This window comes from Longimicrobiaceae bacterium, assembly GCA_035696245.1.
In the GTDB taxonomy this organism is placed as follows: domain Bacteria; phylum Gemmatimonadota; class Gemmatimonadetes; order Longimicrobiales; family Longimicrobiaceae; genus DASRQW01.
The window spans coordinates 16,702-32,613 of the sequence record DASRQW010000156.1 but is presented as its reverse complement, the minus strand read 5'-3'; the positions used below and the strand labels follow the sequence as shown (position 1 = coordinate 32,613).

Sequence of the window (15,912 nt, the reverse complement as noted above, 5' to 3'; positions counted from 1 at the left end):
GAGCAGCAGCGACAGGCTCTCGGGCGTGGTCACGAGCGCGGTGGGCAGGCGCTGCCGCTGGCGGGAGCGCACGGCCGCGGACGTGTCGCCCGTGCGCGACTCCAGCGTCCACGGCAGGTCCAGCGCCTCCAGCGGCAGGCGCATCGCCTCCTCGCTGTCCGCCGCCAGGGCGCGTAGCGGCGTGAGCCACAGCACGCGAAGCGGCGGAGCGGCGCGCTTCGTCTTCCCCGCCTCCGCGCCCTCCGCCATCCACTCCAACAGCGGCCCCATCCACGCCGCGTAGGTCTTTCCGGTGCCCGTGGCGGCGTGGATCAGCCCGCTCTCGCCTGCCAGGTAGCTCCGCCACACCTCCCGCTGGAACTCGAACGGCTCCCATCCCCGCTCCGCGAACCACTCCTCCACGCGCGCGAACGCCGCTGCCTCCTCACTGGAAGCCGTCGGCGCCTCATCGGAAGCCGCGGACACGCCTGCATCGGACGATGCCGCAGGCGCCACATCGGCAGGTGCGCTTGCGTCCTTCTCGGGAGATGCGGATTCGGGAGATGCGGTGCGGCTGCGCGCCACGTTCGCCGTTCGCTGCTGTGCCGATGTGCGCGACGGAAGACGCGCTCCCGCCGATGGACACGGACGGGAGCGCAAGCAGCGGACCGGATGCGGGAGACAGGGAGGGAGGAGGGGACAGCGTAGAAACACCACGGCAGCCGCAGGAGGGTACCTGCGGTTGCCGTGGTGTTTTCCGGGCCTGACGAACTGACGTTCAGCGGCTGGGCGGGCGCTCGATCTACGGGGACGAAGACGCCCGTCCGCTCCGTTGCAACGCCTGGAATCCGTTCCTCGTGCGGGCGCGATCTTCCAGCCGTCCGAAAACTGCTGGGGTCAGCGTCGAGCGGGGCCGGCTCAGCGCGTGATGCTCCTCGCGCTTCCGAGATGCGCCCGCCGGCGGTGCAACCTCAGCCGCGGCGCGCTGCCTCGATCGCGGCGACGTCGATCTTCTGCATCGTCATCATCGCGTCGAACGCGCGCTTGGCGACGGCGGGATCGGGATCGGTGATCGACTGCGAAAGGACGACCGGCGTGATCTGCCACGACAATCCCCACTTGTCCTTGCACCAGCCGCAGTCGCTCTCCTGGCCGCCGTTGCCGACGATCGCGTTCCAGTAGCGATCCGTCTCGGCCTGGTCTTCCGTCGCGACCTGGAAGGAGAAAGCTTCGGTCTGCTTGAACGCGGGCCCGCCGTTCAGGCCGAGGCATGGAATGCCCAGCACGGTGAACTCGACGGTGAGCACGTCGCCCTTCTTCCCCGACGGAAAGTCTCCCGGTGCGTGGTGCACCGCGTCGACGGACGAATCGGGAAAGGTCTCGGCGTAGAACCGCGCCGCATCTTCCGCATCGCGATCGTACCACAGGCAGATCGTGTTCTTTGCCGGCTTCGCCATGTCACGTTCTCCTTCCAGATGAGCCATCCAGGGGCGGAGTCGGCGGCGCTCGCACCGGAGGGCATTGGCGGGGGCCACGTTCGCGCGCCGACGTCCGACAAGATACACCCCACGCGGAGCGGTTCAAGGTGACGGCACCTCGTGTCGATGCGACGTCGGCGGCCGCGGATCACTGGACCGATCGGCCCGCCAATCACCGCATCGCCCACCGTTCGTGGTGATCGGGTAGGCGGTAGGGTCGGCTTCGGTACGCCGCACCCCGCAATCCCGCTGCGCCGGCAGAGCATGCGGCGTGAGCGCAGGAGCTGCTACTCGGACGGGGCTGTCGAGCGGAGGATGTCGCGGACACGGGCGGCGAGCTCGTCGGGGCCGAAGGGCTTGGCGAGGAAGGCCACGCCCGGCTCCAGGTCGCCGCGGCTGGCGATCACGTTGTCGGTGTAGCCGGACATGAACAGCACGGGCACGCCGGGACGCGCGACGGCCAGCTGATCTGCCAGCTCGCGGCCGCTCATCACCGGCATGATCACGTCGGTGACCACCAGGTCGATGGGCCCCGCGTGCTCGCGGGCCACGCGCAGCCCCTCGCGCCCGTCCGCCGCTTCCAGCACGGTGTAGCCTTCGCGCTGGAGCACGCGGCGGACCAGGCTGCGCACGGCCGCCTCGTCTTCCGCGACCAGGATGGTGGCGGACGCAGCCGGCGCGGCGGCGCGGCTGGGGCCGGGCACGCCGCCATCCACCTCGCCGTCCGCGTCGTCGCGGTCCGCCACGGGCAGGTACACGCGGAAGGTGCTGCCGCGGCCCGGCTCGCTGCGCACGTGGATGCAGCCGCCCGCCTGCTCCACGATGCCGTACACCGTGGCGAGCCCCATCCCCGTGCCCTCGCCGCGGGCCTTGGTGGTGAAGAAGGGCTCGAACACGCGGGCGCGCGTGGATTCGTCCATCCCCCGGCCGGTGTCGCTCACCTCCAGCACGCAGTAGGGGCCGGGAGCGCGGCAGCCGTGCGTCGCCGCGTCGGCTTCCGGGCCCACGGCCATGCCCGTGCGGACGGTGACGGTGCCGCCGCCCGGCATGGCGTCGCGGGCGTTGAGCGCCAGGTTCACGAGCACCTGGTCGGCCTGGCCGGGGTCGATGAGGACGGAGCCCGCGGCGGGCTCCAGCTCCGTCACCAGCGTCACCTCGTCGCCCAGCAGCCGCAGCAGCATGGCCTCGGCATGGCGCACCTGCTCGTTGAGCACCACCACCCGCGGCTGCACCACCTGCCGCCGGCTGAAGGTGAGCAGCTGCCGCGTGAGCGCCGCCGCTCGCTCGGCCGAGTGCGCGATCTCGTGGACGTCGGCGCGCAGGGGGCTGCCCTCGTCCAGGTCCATCAGCAGCATCTCGGCGTAGCCCTTGATGGCCGTGAGCAGGTTGTTGAAGTCGTGCGCGACCCCGCCGGCCAGCCGGCCCACCGCCTCCATCTTCTGCGCCTCGCGCAGCGCCTCGTGGCTCCGCCGCAGCTCCTCGTCGGCGCGCCGCCGCTCGGTGACGTCGTGGCAGGTGCCCATCATCCGCTGCGGACCCGGGCCGCCGATCACGCGGCCGCGCGTCTGCACCACGCGCACCTCGCCGCCGGTACGCACCAGCCGGTGGTCCAGCGTGAAGGGCTCGCCCGAGCGCCGCGCCTGCTCTACCGACGCCCGCACCAGCCCCACGTCGTCCGGGTGGATGTGCAGCAGCACGTCGGCCAGGGCCAGGGGGCGGCGCTCGCAGCCCGCCACGCGGAACAGCTCGTCCGAGCCGTCCACCCGGTCGGAATCCACCTCCCACTCCCAGCTCCCCGTGCGGGCCAGCGCCTGCGCGGCGGCCAGCTGCTCGCCGCGGGCCCGCAGCGCCTCCTCCATGGCCCGGCGCTCGCTCACGTCGCGCAGGAAGATGCCCAGCACGGTACCGCCGCCCTCGGGCAGGGGAGCGATGCTGGCCTCGGCGGCCAGCTCGTGCCCGCCGCGGTGCAGCACCGCCACCTCCATCCGCACCCCCCCCTCGCCCTCGTCCGCCGCGGCGAGAAGGCGCGCCAGCTCGGCCCGCTGCGCGTCGCGCAGCCGCGGAGCCACCACCGTGTCCACGAACGAGCGGCCCACGGCCTCGTTCCGCGTCCACCCCAGCACGTCGTGCGCGCGCGGGCTCCACTCCGTGATCTCGCCTCCGGCGCCGACCCCCACGAAGGCGTCGTGCGCCGTCTCCACGATGCGGCGGGCGCGCGCCTCGCTGGCGTGAAGGGCGCGCGCGGCGCGCTCCCGCTCCACCACGCGGCCCAGCTGCGTGCCCACCTGGGTGGCCACGTCCAGGAGCGCGGGGTCGGGCGGCGCCGCCAGCTCGGAGAAGAACTCCAGCACCGCCACCGTCTCGTTGCGCACGCGCACCGGGAAGGCGAAAGCGGCGCGCACGCCCAGCGTCCCGGCCGCGAGGCGCAAGAACCCGGCGTCGCTCTCCACGTCGTCGATCCACACCGGCTCGCCCGCCGCCAGGACGCGGCCCGCCAGGCCTTGGCCGCGCCGCAGCGGCGTGCGGGCCGTGACCTCGCGCAGCAGCGGGAACGCGCCGGGCTCGCCTACGGACCAGAGGCCCGTGGACAACAGCAGCTCCCGGTCGGCCGGAGAGACGGCGTAGGCGTGGCCCACCGCCCAGCCGGTGAAGACGCGCACCTCGTCCAGGGCACGCGCCAGTGCCGCGTCCACGTCGACCGCCTCGTTGGCCGCCACCGCCACCGCGTGCAGCACGCGCATGGTTGCCAGCGCGCGCCGCTCGGCCTCGCGGGCGCTGGCGCGCTGCTCCATCTCGGCGCGCGTGGCCTCGGCCAGGTCGCGCAAAAGCTCGATCTCTGCGGGCGAGACGGGGAGGGACTGCGGCGCGGCGGGGCTGTTCATCGAGCGGGCTGCGTCTCCCTGAGAGGGCGCGCCGCGAGCCCGCAGCGGTGCGCAAGAAGTGGACGTAAACGTAATGCGGCTATGACACACCTTTACCCGGACACGTTCGGCGGTGTCGGGAAACGTAACCGGTGCTGCAATTGGCGAGCCCTGGAGCCCAGCCTCTAGCAAGGGCCGGGCCCGGTGATGCGTGGTATCGAAAACGGAGCGGCGTAAGAGTGCGCTCGCGCCCGAAACCAGGCAAGACTTTTGTTTTTTGCGGCCCGTTGTTACCGCCCCACCGATCCCATGGCGGCCTCCGGGTACCGCGTACCCGCCGCCACTCCCCGCGGCGCCACCTCGTCGATGCGCGCCAGGTCCGCGGGCGAGAGCTCCACCCCCGCCGCCGCGGCGTTCTCCTCCAGGTACTTGCGCCGCTTGGTGCCGGGGATGGGCACCACGTCGTCGCCCTGCGCCATCACCCAAGCAAGCGCCAGCTGCGACGGCGTGCAGCCCTTGCCGCGCGCCAGCTCCTCCACGCGGTCCACGAGCTCCAGGTTCTTGGCGAAGTTCTCGCCCTGGAAGCGCGGCGACCCGCGGCGGAAGTCGTCTTCCGGCAGGTCGTCGATGCTGCGGAAGCGGCCCGTGAGGAAGCCGCGCCCCAGCGGGCTGTACGCCACGAACCCGATGCCCAGCTCCCGGCACGCTTCCAGGATCCCGTCTTCCGGGTCGCGCGTCCACAGCGAGTACTCCGTCTGGAGCGCGGCGATGGGGTGCTCGGCGTGGGCGCGGCGCAGCGTGTCCACGCCCGCCTCGGAGAGGCCCAGGTGCCGAACCTTGCCCGCTTCCACCAGCCGCGCCATCGCCCCCACCGTCTCCTCGATGGGCACGCTGGTGTCCACGCGGTGCTGGTAGTACAGGTCGATGTGGTCCGTCCCCAGGCGCTTGAGCGAGGCGTCGCATGCCTGGCGCACGTACTCCGGGCGGCCGTTGATGCCGCGCTGCGCCGGGTCGCCGGTGCGCACGACGCCGAACTTGGTGGCCAGCACCACCTCGGCGCGACGGCCGCGGATGGCGCGGCCCACCAGCTCCTCGTTCGTGAACGGGCCGTACATGTCGGCCGTGTCCAGGAAGTTGATGCCCAGCTCCAGCGCCCGGTGGATCACGCCCACCGACTCGGCCTCGTCGCCCTCGCCGTAGAACTCGCTCATCCCCATGCAGCCCAGGCCCATGGCCGACACGCGCAGCTCGCCGCGGCCCAGCATCCGCCTCTTCATCTCCACGTCGCCCATCCCCCGCCTCCGTGTTGAAATCCGTTCCAACGCGCATCCGCCGCACGGACACGGTAACGTATGCCGCCCCAACGTGCTAGGGCGCGGGAGATGCTCGGCCGTGCATCTCTCCAGGCAGCATCCGCTCGCCCGATGCGACGCGGCTCCGATGCAACGCCGGAGCCGACCCCGCGACGGATCACCGCACCGGCCCGCCTGCTGATACGGTACACCGGCTCTGCGGCCACACCGACCCTCCCGCAGGTGCCGCACCTCGCGCAGGAGGAGTTCGACCGGACGGCGTTCGAGCCACCGTGGAGAGATGATGAGCGGCGCGCCACCGGTTGGAGTCGCGTCGCGGTCCGGGGGCGGAGGGCACCGGGATTGCGAAGGCGCGGGCGCCGTCGTGAACGGCCGCAACCGGATGACAGGAGAGGGACGATGAAGAAGCTGGAAGGCAAGAAGGTCGCGATCCTCGTGACCGACGGGTTCGAGCAGGTGGAGATGACGGAGCCGCGGAAGGCGCTGGAAGAGGCGGGCGCGGAGACGCAGATCGTGTCGCCCAAGAGCGGCAAGGTGAAGGGCTGGCAGCACACCGAGTGGGGCGACGAGTTCGCGGTGGACGTGGCGCTCTCCGGCGCCCGCGCGGAGGACTACGACGCGCTGTTGCTGCCGGGCGGCGTGATGAACCCGGACTACCTGCGCATGGATGCCGACGCGGTGAAGCTGGCGCGCGCGTTCTACGACGCGGGCAAGCCCATCGCCGCCATCTGCCACGGCCCGTGGCTGCTGGTGGAGGCGGACGTGGTGCGCGGCCGCAAGGTCACCTCGTGGCCGTCGCTGCACACCGACCTGGCGAACGCAGGCGCCAGCTGGGTGGACCAGGAGGTCGTCACGGACAAGGGCCTCGTCACCAGCCGCAAGCCCGAAGACATCCCTGCCTTCAACAAGAAGATGATCGAGGAGTTCGCCGAGGGAATCCACCAGAACCGCTGACGAGCGACGAGGCTCCCCGCCTTCCCGCGGGGAGCCTCGCGAATGCGCCGGATCACGGCGCCGATCAGCGGCCCCGGATCAGCCGCTCGTACTCGTCGTGCCGGCCAATCCAGAACCAGGCCAGCGTATTCGCCTCCTCCACCGCCAGCGCACGAGAGTGAGCCCCGACACGGGCTGACCACAACGGGCCCACCTTCTTCAGGTGCACGGAAGGGTGGCGCGGATCGGCCTTCATAAAGCCGAAAACCTCGTCGGCCAACCGCCGCACGTCGCGCGGAAGCCGGTCGTACGCGTCCCAGAAGCGCGGAGTGGCCTTGTGCGTCACAACGAGCGCGTTCGGCCCGCACGCAGATCGGACAGTGCTTCCTCCGCCAGCGCGTCGAGACGGCCCGCAGCGACGTCTTCTTCGATCTCGCGATCCCACAGCTCCGCATCGAATTGGAGGAACCACTCCCGAAAACGGGAAAGGTCCTCCGGCGGGAGATGGCTGACCGCGTGCTCGATCTCTTGGATAGTGCTCATGCTCTGATGGTAACAGCGTTCAAGGCTGATGATCAACCCCTGAGTTGCGCCGAATCGACGGTCCACCCAACCCCGCATCCCGCATCATCCCCACCAGAACGCGGAGACGATGATGCCATAGAGGCCGATGAGCGCCACGCCCTCCAGCCAGATCGACTCGCCGTCGTAGACGATGAACGCGCTCACCACGGCAGTGAGCGCCATGGCGGCCACCATCAGCGGCGGCATGACCAGCGTGAGCGGCGTGGGGCCCACGAAGAACGAGATGAGGACGAGAACGGGGATGAGGGCGAGCGCGATCTGGAGCGAGCCGTTCAGCACCACGCTCATGGCATAGTCCGGCCGGTTGCGCGCCGCGAGCTGCACGCCCACCACGTTCTCCACCGCGTTGCCGGCGATGGCGACCACCACCAGGCCGCTGAAGGTCTCGGAGATGCCCAGCGTCTTCATGGCCGGGCCCAGCGCCTCCACGAACCAGTCCGAGACGAAGGCGGCGCCCACGCTGGCCCCCACGAGGACGACGATCGCCATCCACAGCGGCCACGGCGCGTGCGCGGGCTCCTTGTCTCCGCACACCACGGCGGGGTCGCCGCGCAGGGAGAAGGGCAGGCTGGCGGCGAACACCACCAGCAGCATCACCGCGCAGGCGCCGCTCAGCGCCGCCTCGTGCGCGGCCGCGGGCGTGTGCAGGCGCGCGGCGAGCGTGGGGATGGCGAGGGCGGCCACCGCCAGCATCATCAGCGTGGCGGCCATGCGCGGGGCCTCGGACTGAAAGCGCTGCGTGCCGTTCTTCAGCCCGCCCACCAGCAGCGCCAGGCCCAGCACCAGCAGCGAGTTGGCGAGGATAGAGCCCACCAGTGCCGCCTGCACCACACCCACGAGGCCCGCACGCAACGCGAAGATGCACACGAACAGCTCCGGCAGGTTGCCCAGCGCGGACTGGAGCACGCCCGTGGCGCCGGGGCCCATGCGGCTGCCCAGCTGGTCGGTGCCGTGGCCGACCATCATCGCCAGCAGCGAGAGCGCCGCGGCGCACGAGACGAAGCCGGCGACGGGGCCCGCGTGCATGAACGTGAGCGCGGCGGCGAGCACGGTGGCGGCCACGGCCAGCGCCATGCTGACCAGGTCGCGGCGGGAGAAGGCCGGGATGGTGTTCCTCCGGGAGCGGGACTGGGGGAGAGGCAAAGCGGACCCATCAAACTCCGCCGCCGGGCACCACCTTGCAAGGGCCGCGCTCTCGGGATGGACGCCCCTCCATCGCCTCCCATCCCGCCCGAAGTACGTAGTCCTTTCGGCGTACTTCCCTCCTCCGCCGGGCGGGCGCAATCCCTACCCTTCTCCACACCCCACACGTGTGATGGCGGCCGGGGATCTCCGGGGTAGATTTCACGCAACTATCTTGGCCGCGCACACTTACGTGACGATGCACGGCCAGGGTGGTGTTTCCGCCGTGAATACATCAAACCCGGAGCCCCCCCATGGCCGCAAGAGCGGTTCGACCTTTCGCATGGATGGCAGGCGTGGTGCTGGTCGCCGCGCTCGCCGCCTGCGAGCACAACCCCACCGAGCACGGCGTGGTGGCCAGCATCCTGGTCACGCGCAACCCGGACACCCTGGCGATCGGCACCTCGCGCCAGTTCACCGCGGTCGGCAAGGACGCCGACGGCAACGTGGTGGGCATCGACCCCGTGTGGTCGGTCGCGGCGAGCGGCGGGTCCATCAACGGCTCCGGGGTGTTCACCGCGGGCACGCTGCCCGGCACGTACCCCAACACGGTCGTAGCACGCGTGGGCAGCATCTCCGGCAGCGCGACCGCGACGGTGGTGGCCGGTCCCGCCGCGAGCATCGTCGTGACGCCTTCGCCCGCGACGCTGGCGGTAGGGGCGACACAGCAGTTCACGGCCGTGGTCAAGGACGCGGCGGGCAACGTGGTCGGCACGGTGCCCAACTGGTCGGTCGCGGCGGGCGGCGGCACGATCACCGGCACGGGCCTGTTCACCGCCGGCACCGTTGCGGGAACGTTCCCGAACACGGTCACGGCCAGCGTGGGCAGCCTCGCAGGCACGGCGACGGTCACGGTGACCGCCGGGCCGCTGGCGAGCGTCACCGTCACGCCGGACCCCCAGACGATGCGCACGGGCAGCACGCAGCAGTTCACGGCCACGGGCAAGGACGCCAACGGCAACCTGGTGGCCTTCACGCCCACCTGGAGCGTCCAGGCGGGCGGCGGCAGCATCAGCGCCACGGGCCTGTTCACGGCGGGCACGGTGGCCGGGACCTTCCCCAACACGGTGCGGGCGTGCAGCACCGCGGCGTGCTCCGCGGGCAGCGTGGCCGGCTTCGCCACCGTCACGGTGACGCCCACGGCGCTGGTGACCATCACCGTCCTTCCCGACCCGGCCACGGTCGCGGCGGGCACCACGCGGCAGTTCACCGCCGTAGGCAGGGACGGCAACGGCAACGTGGTGGCCACGCCGGGCCTGGCCTGGTCGGTCGTGGCGGGCGGCGGAAGCATCGACGCGGCGGGCCTGTTCACCGCGGGCGCCGTGGCGGGGACGTTCCCCAACACCGTGCGCGCCACCAGCGGCGGCAGCTTCGGCGACGCCACGGTGACGGTGACCACATCGCCGCTGCCGCCGGCCGTCGGGCCCTCGCTGGGCGCGGCCGCGACGCACGGCATCCTGGCGGGCTCCGCGGTGAGCTGCGCCTCGGCGCCGGGCGTCGTGAACGCGGACGTGAGCGTGTGGCCGGGCATTGCCATCACCGGCTTCCCGCCCTGCACCATCACTGGCTCGCGGCACCAAGGCGACGCGTTCGCCCAGACGGCCCAAGGTGACCTGACCACGGCCTACCTGGCGCTGGCGGCGATGCCCTGCGGCACCACCATCACCTCGGACCTGGGCGGGACCACGCTGGCACCCGGCGTCTACTGCTCCAACTCGTCGGTGGGCGTCACGGGCGTGGTCACGCTCTCCGGCCCGGCCAACGCGATCTTCGTGATCCGCGCCCCGTCCACGCTCACCACGGCGGGCTCGGTGGTCCTGGCAGGCGGCGCGCAGGCCAGGAACGTCTACTGGTGGGTCGGCAGCTCGGCCACCATCGGGACGGGCAGCGCGTGGCAGGGCAACATCATCGCCTTCACCACCATCACGCTGGTCAACAACGTGACGCTGACCGGCCGGGCGCTGGCCCGCAACGGGGCCGTGACCCTGGGGACCGGCACCGTCATCACCCTGCCGTAGCGAGCGGCGAAAGGTGGGGTGCGGAGGGGGGCGGGGCCACGCGGCTCCTCCTCCCTCGCCCCGCCGGAAGCCTTGCCTTCACATACAGAAAAGAGAGTTCTCCGTGCGTAACCGAATCGTAAGCGCGGCCGTGGCGCTGGCCGTGTGCATGCCGGGCCTGGCCGCCGCGCAGGATCTGCCGGACGGGCCCCACCGCGAGGGAAGCTGGGAGTTCAGCCTGGGCGGCGGGGCGCTGTTCAACGACACCGCCCTGCGCGACTTCCTGGGCAGCGGCGCGCCCGAAAGCCGCTTCGCGGACCGGGCGGTCCCGTCTCGCGCCACGCCCACGGTCGTGGCGCGCGTGGGCTACAACATCAGCCGTCACGTGGGCATCAGCGTTAGCGCCGGCGGCGCCCGCGGCGCCGGGGTGACGTATCTGAACCCCGCCGCGGCGCTCACCCTCACCGGCGACCTGAACGCGCGGACCAGCCCGTTCCTGCTGATCGGGACCGAGCTGACCCGCATCAACGGCGAGAACGACCGGGTCACGCACTCGGTGTGGGGCGCCACCGCGGGCCTGGGCATCCGGCAGATGCTGAGCGAGAGCTTCGCCTTGCGCGCCGAGGGCCGCGTACAGTTCGCCGGGTACCACGAGGTGCCCATGCGCAAGGAGACCACGTTCAGCCCGCTGGCGCAGCTCGGGTTCTCGTACTTCGTCGGCGGCCACGCCCCCCGCGTCGTGATGGCGCCGCCGCCGCCTCCGCGCGTGGAGACCGTGTACTCGGTGCGGGTGGACACCGTCCGCGTCGTGCGCACCGACACAGTGTGGCGCACGACGGACCACGCCGGCGACCAGGTGCTGCTGCGCGTGCAGTTCCGTACCAACCGGGCCGAGCTGCTGCCCGCTTCGCGCACGGTGCTGGACTCGGCCGCGGCGGCGATCAAGGCCACGCCGGGGTCGCGCTGGCAGGTGGAAGGCCACACGGACGCCGTGGGCACCGCGGCCGCAAACCGCACGCTGTCGCAGGCGCGGGCGCAGTCGGTGGTCGACTACCTCGTGAGCCGCGGCGTGGATCCCGCCATCCTCACGGCCCAGGGCTTCGGGCTGGAGCGTCCGGTGGCGTCCAACGCGACCGTGGAAGGCCGCGCGCAGAACCGCCGCGTGCAGCTCCGCCGCATCCCGTGACGCGGCGGCGGTAGGCGGTGCAAATAGACGCGGGAGCCGGATTCGTCCGGCTCCCGTGTCCGCATTTCATCCCCGAAACCTTTGCCTCTTCCCACCCGGTCACTGCTGATCGACAGGGCGCGCCGTTCCTTATCCTCGTGCGCAGGCGGAGAGGCATCCATCGTTCGGCATCGCCCACACCGGGATCGGGAGATGAGGAACGGTGGGGAACCGAGGGTCTGCCGGTGAGGGGCGATGACGACGCGCACCGGGGCTTCGACACCTCGCCATCTCCGCGCAAGGGACGAGGTGCGGCTCCCGGGCCGACTGCCGATCCCGAATCACCGCGCGCATCGGCGTCCAGCGAGGGCCTGGGCGCTTGTCCAACCGCGGTTCGGCAGGGGCCGCGATGCTCGCCCGAGGTTCACCCCAACCCGCGTCACGGCGCCCCGTCCCGGTTCAGGAAGCGGCGCTCTTGTTGGCGAAGGCGGCGATCTGTAGGCGCGTGTGCAGGGCCAGCTTCTCCATCACGTTGCGTACGTGGCTCTTCACAGTGTGGCTGGCCACGCCCAGGCGCGCCGCGATCTCCTTGTTGCTCAGCCCTTCGGAGATGAGGTCGATGACCTCGCGCTCGCGGGGCGTCAGGCGCACCGCCTCCAGCGCGCGTGCCCCCGTGCGCCCCACCGCCTCGCGCGCGATCTGCGAGAACAGCGACGACGTCATCTCCGGCGGCAGCACGTGGGCGCCGTCGACCACGGAGCGGATGGTGCTCACCAGGTCGTCGAAGGTGGCGTCCTTCAGGATGAACCCCGAGACGCCCGCGTTCACGAACTCGATGATGTCCTCGTGCACCGGCAGCAGGTCCATGATGATCACCCGCGACTGCGGGTACTCCTCCTTCAGCGTCTGCGCCAGGCGAAGGCTGTCGTCGTCCCACAGGCCCACGTCGAGGAGGATCACCTCGGGGTTGGCCTCCTTCAGCCGCGCCGGCTCGGCGCCGGATGCGACCGCGACGACCGAGAAATCCTCCGTGCGCTCCAGCATCGCCGCCAGCCCCTCGCGGACGAGACGGTTGTCTTCGATGAGTGCTACCGAGATCATGCCTATGGCTTCTGGTGTGGAGAAAAGACCTGGCCCTTCGTCCTTCCCGCGCGTCCATCCCGCAGCTCGATCAGCGGCCGGCGAGGCGACGCGATCCGATCCGCCTTCACCGGTTCCGCTGCTCGTTGGGGGTAACACGCTCTCTGGGAGGGCGGAGTTGTGTTACCAATGTAGATGATTGCACCCGCGAAGGCACGTCTTCTGTTTACTTGCCGGCTCCAAGCCTCTGCGCAAGAACGTGCCCGACCGCAGCACACGTCATCCGCCTCCTGTGCGTGCGACGCCCACAGTCGCCGGACGCGGCGGAGGTTTGTCGGAGAGATGGAGGGATGGACGACCACGCGAAACGTCTGCGGCAGGTAACGCCGCGACGTAGATCCTACGGGAGAGCCTTCTGCCGGTCGTGGTCGCGGGTGGCTGGCCGATGACCCCGACTTTGTTCGATTCGGGATGGCGGCGCGGAAAGGGGGTTCGAGCAGGTCCGAGGCGTGAAACGGAAGAAGGTCTGCCCACGGGCGGGTTCAGGCGCCAGCGTAGGTCGGCGCTTGAGAAACCGTGGTCGGAAGTGGACGATTCACCCGTCCGGCAGCGCGCGACCTCGGGGCTTCGCTCGTCGCCCGAGCATCTCCGCATTCGGAGGCATTCGGGCGCGATGAATCGCAGCCCCTACAGGTGATGAGATCGCCGCAGGTGATGAGATCGCCGCAGGTGGTGAGATCGTCGCAGGTGGTGAGATCGTCGCGAGTGGTGAGATCGTCACGGGCGATGTGCCAGGGCGCGGCGACGGGCTTCAGCTCATCCTCACCCCGCGCGGCGGACCATCTCCACGATGCGGCGGGCGCCTTCCGCGACCTGCGACTCCTCGGGGCCGAAGGAGAAGCGGGCGTACTGGCGGAAGCGCGAGGGGCGGCCGCTGCGGCGCTTGCCGGGGTTGATGTCGAAGAACTCGCCCGGCACGCAGATCACCTTCTCCTCCAGCGCCGCGCGGAAGAACCCCATGCCGTCGTTGAGCGGCGCGGGGAGCCGCGACAGGTCGGCCCACACGTAGAAGGTGCCCTCGGGCTCCACGTCGAACCGCATGCCGGCCTCGCGCAGCGCCTCCAGCAGCACGCCGCGCTTGCGGCCGAACGTCTCGCGGATGGCGGCCGTCTCGGCGAGCACCGCTTCGATCTCCAGGAGCGGCACGGCGGCGCGCTGGAGCGGGCGGTTGCCGCCGCCGTCCAGGAACGAGCCCGTGCTGCTCACGCCCTCGATCACCGAGCGCGGGCCCACCACCCACGTGCACCGCCACCCGGGGTAGCGCCAGTTCTTGGTGAAGCCGTCCAGCAGCAGCACCGGGTCGCGGTCCACGTCCTTCACGTAGCGCGCGGCCGACACCAGCCCGTCGGGCTCGTCGCCGCCCCACACGTAGTGCGAGTAGAACTCGTCGAAGAGCAGCGTGCACTGGAGCTTGCGCGCCAGGGCCACCCACCGCGCCAGCTCCTTGCCCTGGATGGTCTTGCCCGTGGGGTTCGACGGGTTGGACAGCAGCACGGCCGAGAGCCCGCGGCCCGTGATCTCCCGCGCCAGCGCGCGGCTGTCGAAGGCGTAGCCCTCGTCGCCGTCCAGCAGGATGGGGATGGAGGTGAAGAGCCGGAAGATGTCCAGCAGCTCCTCGTACGCCGTGTAGTCCGGCAGGAAGTGCCCCAGGTTGATCTCGCCCAGCGCAGCCACGGTGCGCGCCAGGCTCAGCCGTCCGCCGCCGCAGATGCACACGTTGTCGGCCGTGTACTGCGACGACATGCCCTGGCGGTAGAGCTGGTTGTACAGATCCGCCACCGCCGTGCGCAGCTCGGGGATGCCGGCCACCGGCGCGTACTCCTGGTCCGCCGGCGTGATCTCCACGGTGCACTTCCGCGGCGGCGCGCCCGGCAGCTCGCCCGTCTCGGGCATGCCCTGGCCCAGGTTGCACCACTCCGGGTTGCCGTACGAGTAGCCCAGCCGCTGCGCCTCGCTCATCACGTAGATCACGCCGGTGAACGGCACGGCGCGGAAGCCGGGGATGACGGGCGGTGCTATGGAGATGCGTCTGCGTTCCATCTTGGGTGTTGCCGGGCACGGGGATACGGAAGATGCGAAGCCGCGCACACCCTGCACGCCCGGTGCCGCTCATCCGCCCGCACCGCCCGCCGCCGCCGACCGGCCGATGCACTCTCCCGCCGATTACCTCCCGTTCCGCCTCGATCCGGCACGGCGAACGGCGGATGAAGATCGGGGGCCTGGATGCAGGCGCCACATCTACCGTATGATGATGTGCCACGGCTCGTCCGGACCGGCGCCCGCATCGCTCCCCGCGGACGGCCTCGGACGACGGCTCTGGTCTCCTCTCGTCGATCCATCCGCTCCGCCAGCCAGCCGAGGACATCCACGCATGACGCACCGCACGAGGCAGGTGCAGACGGAGGAGAAGCGCGCCGCTCCGCAGCACGCGCAAGGCGAGCCCGCGCCCGTGCAGGCCCAGGCGGCGGCGCACCGCGCAACGCTGCTGCGGCACGCGGGTGCGCACGGGGCCGCGCTCGCGCCGCGTGACGTGCTCCGGCTTCAGCGCACGCTGGGCAACCGCGCGGTGGGCGGGCTGCTCGCGGGCGCGGGCGGACGCGTGCAGCGCGTGGCGATGAGCGGCGCGTCCAAGGCCACGGTGGACGACGTGAAGAAGTGGGCTTCGGACAACGGCGTGGAGCTGGAGCTGAGCGACGGCGAGCTGGAGTCGGAGCTGGAGCAGGAGGAGGGCTTCGACGATGAGATCGACGTCGAAGACTTCCTGCGCAAGATCGGCGCGCTCAATGAGGCGATGGACGATGCCGAGGACGACGAGGACTGGGACCCGGCAGACTACGCCGCCGACCCGCTGGACCCGGACGACATCCTCTCGTCGGACGTGCGCAAGTCGCTCGGCTTCAAGGCCGACGCCAAGAACTACATGAAGGTCGACACGCCCAAAAAGAACGGCGTGTACGTGTGCCACATCTGCGGTCTGGCCATCGGGAAGGGGCAGGACGTGGACATGGACCACCTGCCGCCGTGGAAGGAGCGCCTCCACGCCTACATCAAGGAGGAAGGGCTGACGGAGGACGACACCGACGAGCTTACGGGGCCGCTGATGAGCTATCTCTACAACATGCGCGGCAGCGTCTTCGCGCACTCGTCGTGCAACCGCGGCCACTCCGGCGAAGGCAACTACAAGAAGAAGTGGGGCACCGCGCGGAAGTGGTACCAGGCGGGCGGCGGCGCCCCGTTCTGAGCGGCGATGCGCATCGTCCGTCCCTTCTCGCCGTCCCC

Annotated in this window: 13 protein-coding genes; 4 read left to right on the top strand and 9 right to left on the bottom strand. The window is 71.1% G+C overall.

The features are described 5' to 3' along the window. The 4 genes from VFE05_07265 to VFE05_07250 all read right to left on the bottom strand — a co-directional run. Positions 1-564, bottom strand: a 564-nt coding sequence (locus VFE05_07265) for a DEAD/DEAH box helicase (protein HET6229855.1), incomplete at its 3' end; no start/stop codon positions are given. Between the two features lie 386 nt (positions 565-950). After that, a complete protein-coding gene (locus VFE05_07260) occupies positions 951-1,514 on the bottom strand; it encodes a VOC family protein (GenBank protein HET6229854.1) in 564 nt (187 codons plus the stop codon). 230 nt (positions 1,515-1,744) lie between these two features. Beyond that, on the bottom strand, positions 1,745-4,339 hold the full coding sequence (locus VFE05_07255; protein HET6229853.1) for a PAS domain S-box protein: 2,595 nt from the start codon (positions 4,337-4,339) through the stop codon (positions 1,745-1,747). A gap of 269 nt (positions 4,340-4,608) precedes the next feature. Further along, a complete protein-coding gene (locus VFE05_07250) occupies positions 4,609-5,610 on the bottom strand; it encodes an aldo/keto reductase (protein HET6229852.1) in 1,002 nt (333 codons plus the stop codon). A gap of 420 nt (positions 5,611-6,030) precedes the next feature. Here VFE05_07250 and VFE05_07245 point away from each other — a divergent pair, with 420 nt between their 5' ends. After that, complete coding sequence (locus VFE05_07245) at positions 6,031-6,585, top strand: type 1 glutamine amidotransferase domain-containing protein (GenBank protein HET6229851.1); 555 nt, start codon at positions 6,031-6,033, stop codon at positions 6,583-6,585. A 64-nt stretch (positions 6,586-6,649) separates the two neighbouring features. On the opposite strand, the gene VFE05_07240 is transcribed toward VFE05_07245, so the two are convergent. From VFE05_07240 to cax, 3 genes are read right to left on the bottom strand one after another with little or no spacing between them, the layout of a single operon-like run. Then, positions 6,650-6,910 carry a hypothetical protein gene (locus tag VFE05_07240; protein HET6229850.1) on the bottom strand — a complete coding sequence of 87 codons (261 nt, stop codon included), beginning with the start codon at positions 6,908-6,910 and terminating at the stop codon, positions 6,650-6,652. Then, positions 6,907-7,173 (bottom strand): hypothetical protein, encoded by a 267-nt coding sequence (locus VFE05_07235; protein ID HET6229849.1) that lies wholly within the window; start codon positions 7,171-7,173, stop codon positions 6,907-6,909. The genes VFE05_07240 and VFE05_07235 overlap by 4 nt, the downstream gene beginning before the upstream one ends. 18 nt (positions 7,174-7,191) lie before the next feature. Beyond that, a complete protein-coding gene (cax, locus tag VFE05_07230) occupies positions 7,192-8,223 on the bottom strand; it encodes a calcium/proton exchanger (protein ID HET6229848.1) in 1,032 nt (343 codons plus the stop codon). Between the two features lie 362 nt (positions 8,224-8,585). Between cax and VFE05_07225 the strand changes: the two genes are divergently transcribed. Together VFE05_07225 and VFE05_07220 are read left to right on the top strand one after the other, a co-directional pair. After that, entirely contained in the window at positions 8,586-10,349 is a 1,764-nt protein-coding gene (locus VFE05_07225; protein HET6229847.1) for an ice-binding family protein, read from the top strand. 103 nt (positions 10,350-10,452) lie between these two features. Next, the gene (locus VFE05_07220) at positions 10,453-11,514 is read left to right on the top strand and encodes an OmpA family protein (protein HET6229846.1); all 1,062 of its coding nucleotides are present in this window, start codon (positions 10,453-10,455) and stop codon (positions 11,512-11,514) included. 438 nt (positions 11,515-11,952) lie between these two features. On the opposite strand, the gene VFE05_07215 is transcribed toward VFE05_07220, so the two are convergent. Together VFE05_07215 and VFE05_07210 are read right to left on the bottom strand one after the other, a co-directional pair. Continuing rightward, positions 11,953-12,594 (bottom strand): response regulator transcription factor, encoded by a 642-nt coding sequence (locus VFE05_07215; GenBank protein HET6229845.1) that lies wholly within the window; start codon positions 12,592-12,594, stop codon positions 11,953-11,955. An 801-nt stretch (positions 12,595-13,395) separates the two neighbouring features. After that, on the bottom strand, positions 13,396-14,673 hold the full coding sequence (locus VFE05_07210) for a pyridoxal phosphate-dependent aminotransferase (GenBank protein ID HET6229844.1): 1,278 nt from the start codon (positions 14,671-14,673) through the stop codon (positions 13,396-13,398). Between the two features lie 331 nt (positions 14,674-15,004). On the opposite strand from VFE05_07210, the gene VFE05_07205 reads away from it, so the two are divergent. After that, positions 15,005-15,874, top strand: a complete 870-nt coding sequence (locus VFE05_07205) for a hypothetical protein (protein ID HET6229843.1) — start codon at positions 15,005-15,007, stop codon at positions 15,872-15,874. The last annotated feature ends 38 nt before the right edge of the window (positions 15,875-15,912 follow it).

What these genes read in the sequence shown, in the direction of transcription:
- VFE05_07215 (HET6229845.1), bottom strand. Translation starts at nt 12,594, where the DNA reads ATGATCTCGGTAGCACTCATCGAAGACAACCGTCTCGTCCGCGAGGGG.
- VFE05_07205 (HET6229843.1), top strand. Translation starts at nt 15,005, where the DNA reads ATGACGCACCGCACGAGGCAGGTGCAGACGGAGGAGAAGCGCGCCGCT.
- VFE05_07255 (HET6229853.1), bottom strand. Translation starts at nt 4,339, where the DNA reads ATGAACAGCCCCGCCGCGCCGCAGTCCCTCCCCGTCTCGCCCGCAGAG.
- VFE05_07245 (HET6229851.1), top strand. Translation starts at nt 6,031, where the DNA reads ATGAAGAAGCTGGAAGGCAAGAAGGTCGCGATCCTCGTGACCGACGGG.
- VFE05_07210 (HET6229844.1), bottom strand. Translation starts at nt 14,673, where the DNA reads ATGGAACGCAGACGCATCTCCATAGCACCGCCCGTCATCCCCGGCTTC.
- cax (HET6229848.1), bottom strand. Translation starts at nt 8,223, where the DNA reads ATGGCGCTGGCCGTGGCCGCCACCGTGCTCGCCGCCGCGCTCACGTTC.
- VFE05_07225 (HET6229847.1), top strand. Translation starts at nt 8,586, where the DNA reads ATGGCCGCAAGAGCGGTTCGACCTTTCGCATGGATGGCAGGCGTGGTG.
- VFE05_07250 (HET6229852.1), bottom strand. Translation starts at nt 5,610, where the DNA reads ATGGGCGACGTGGAGATGAAGAGGCGGATGCTGGGCCGCGGCGAGCTG.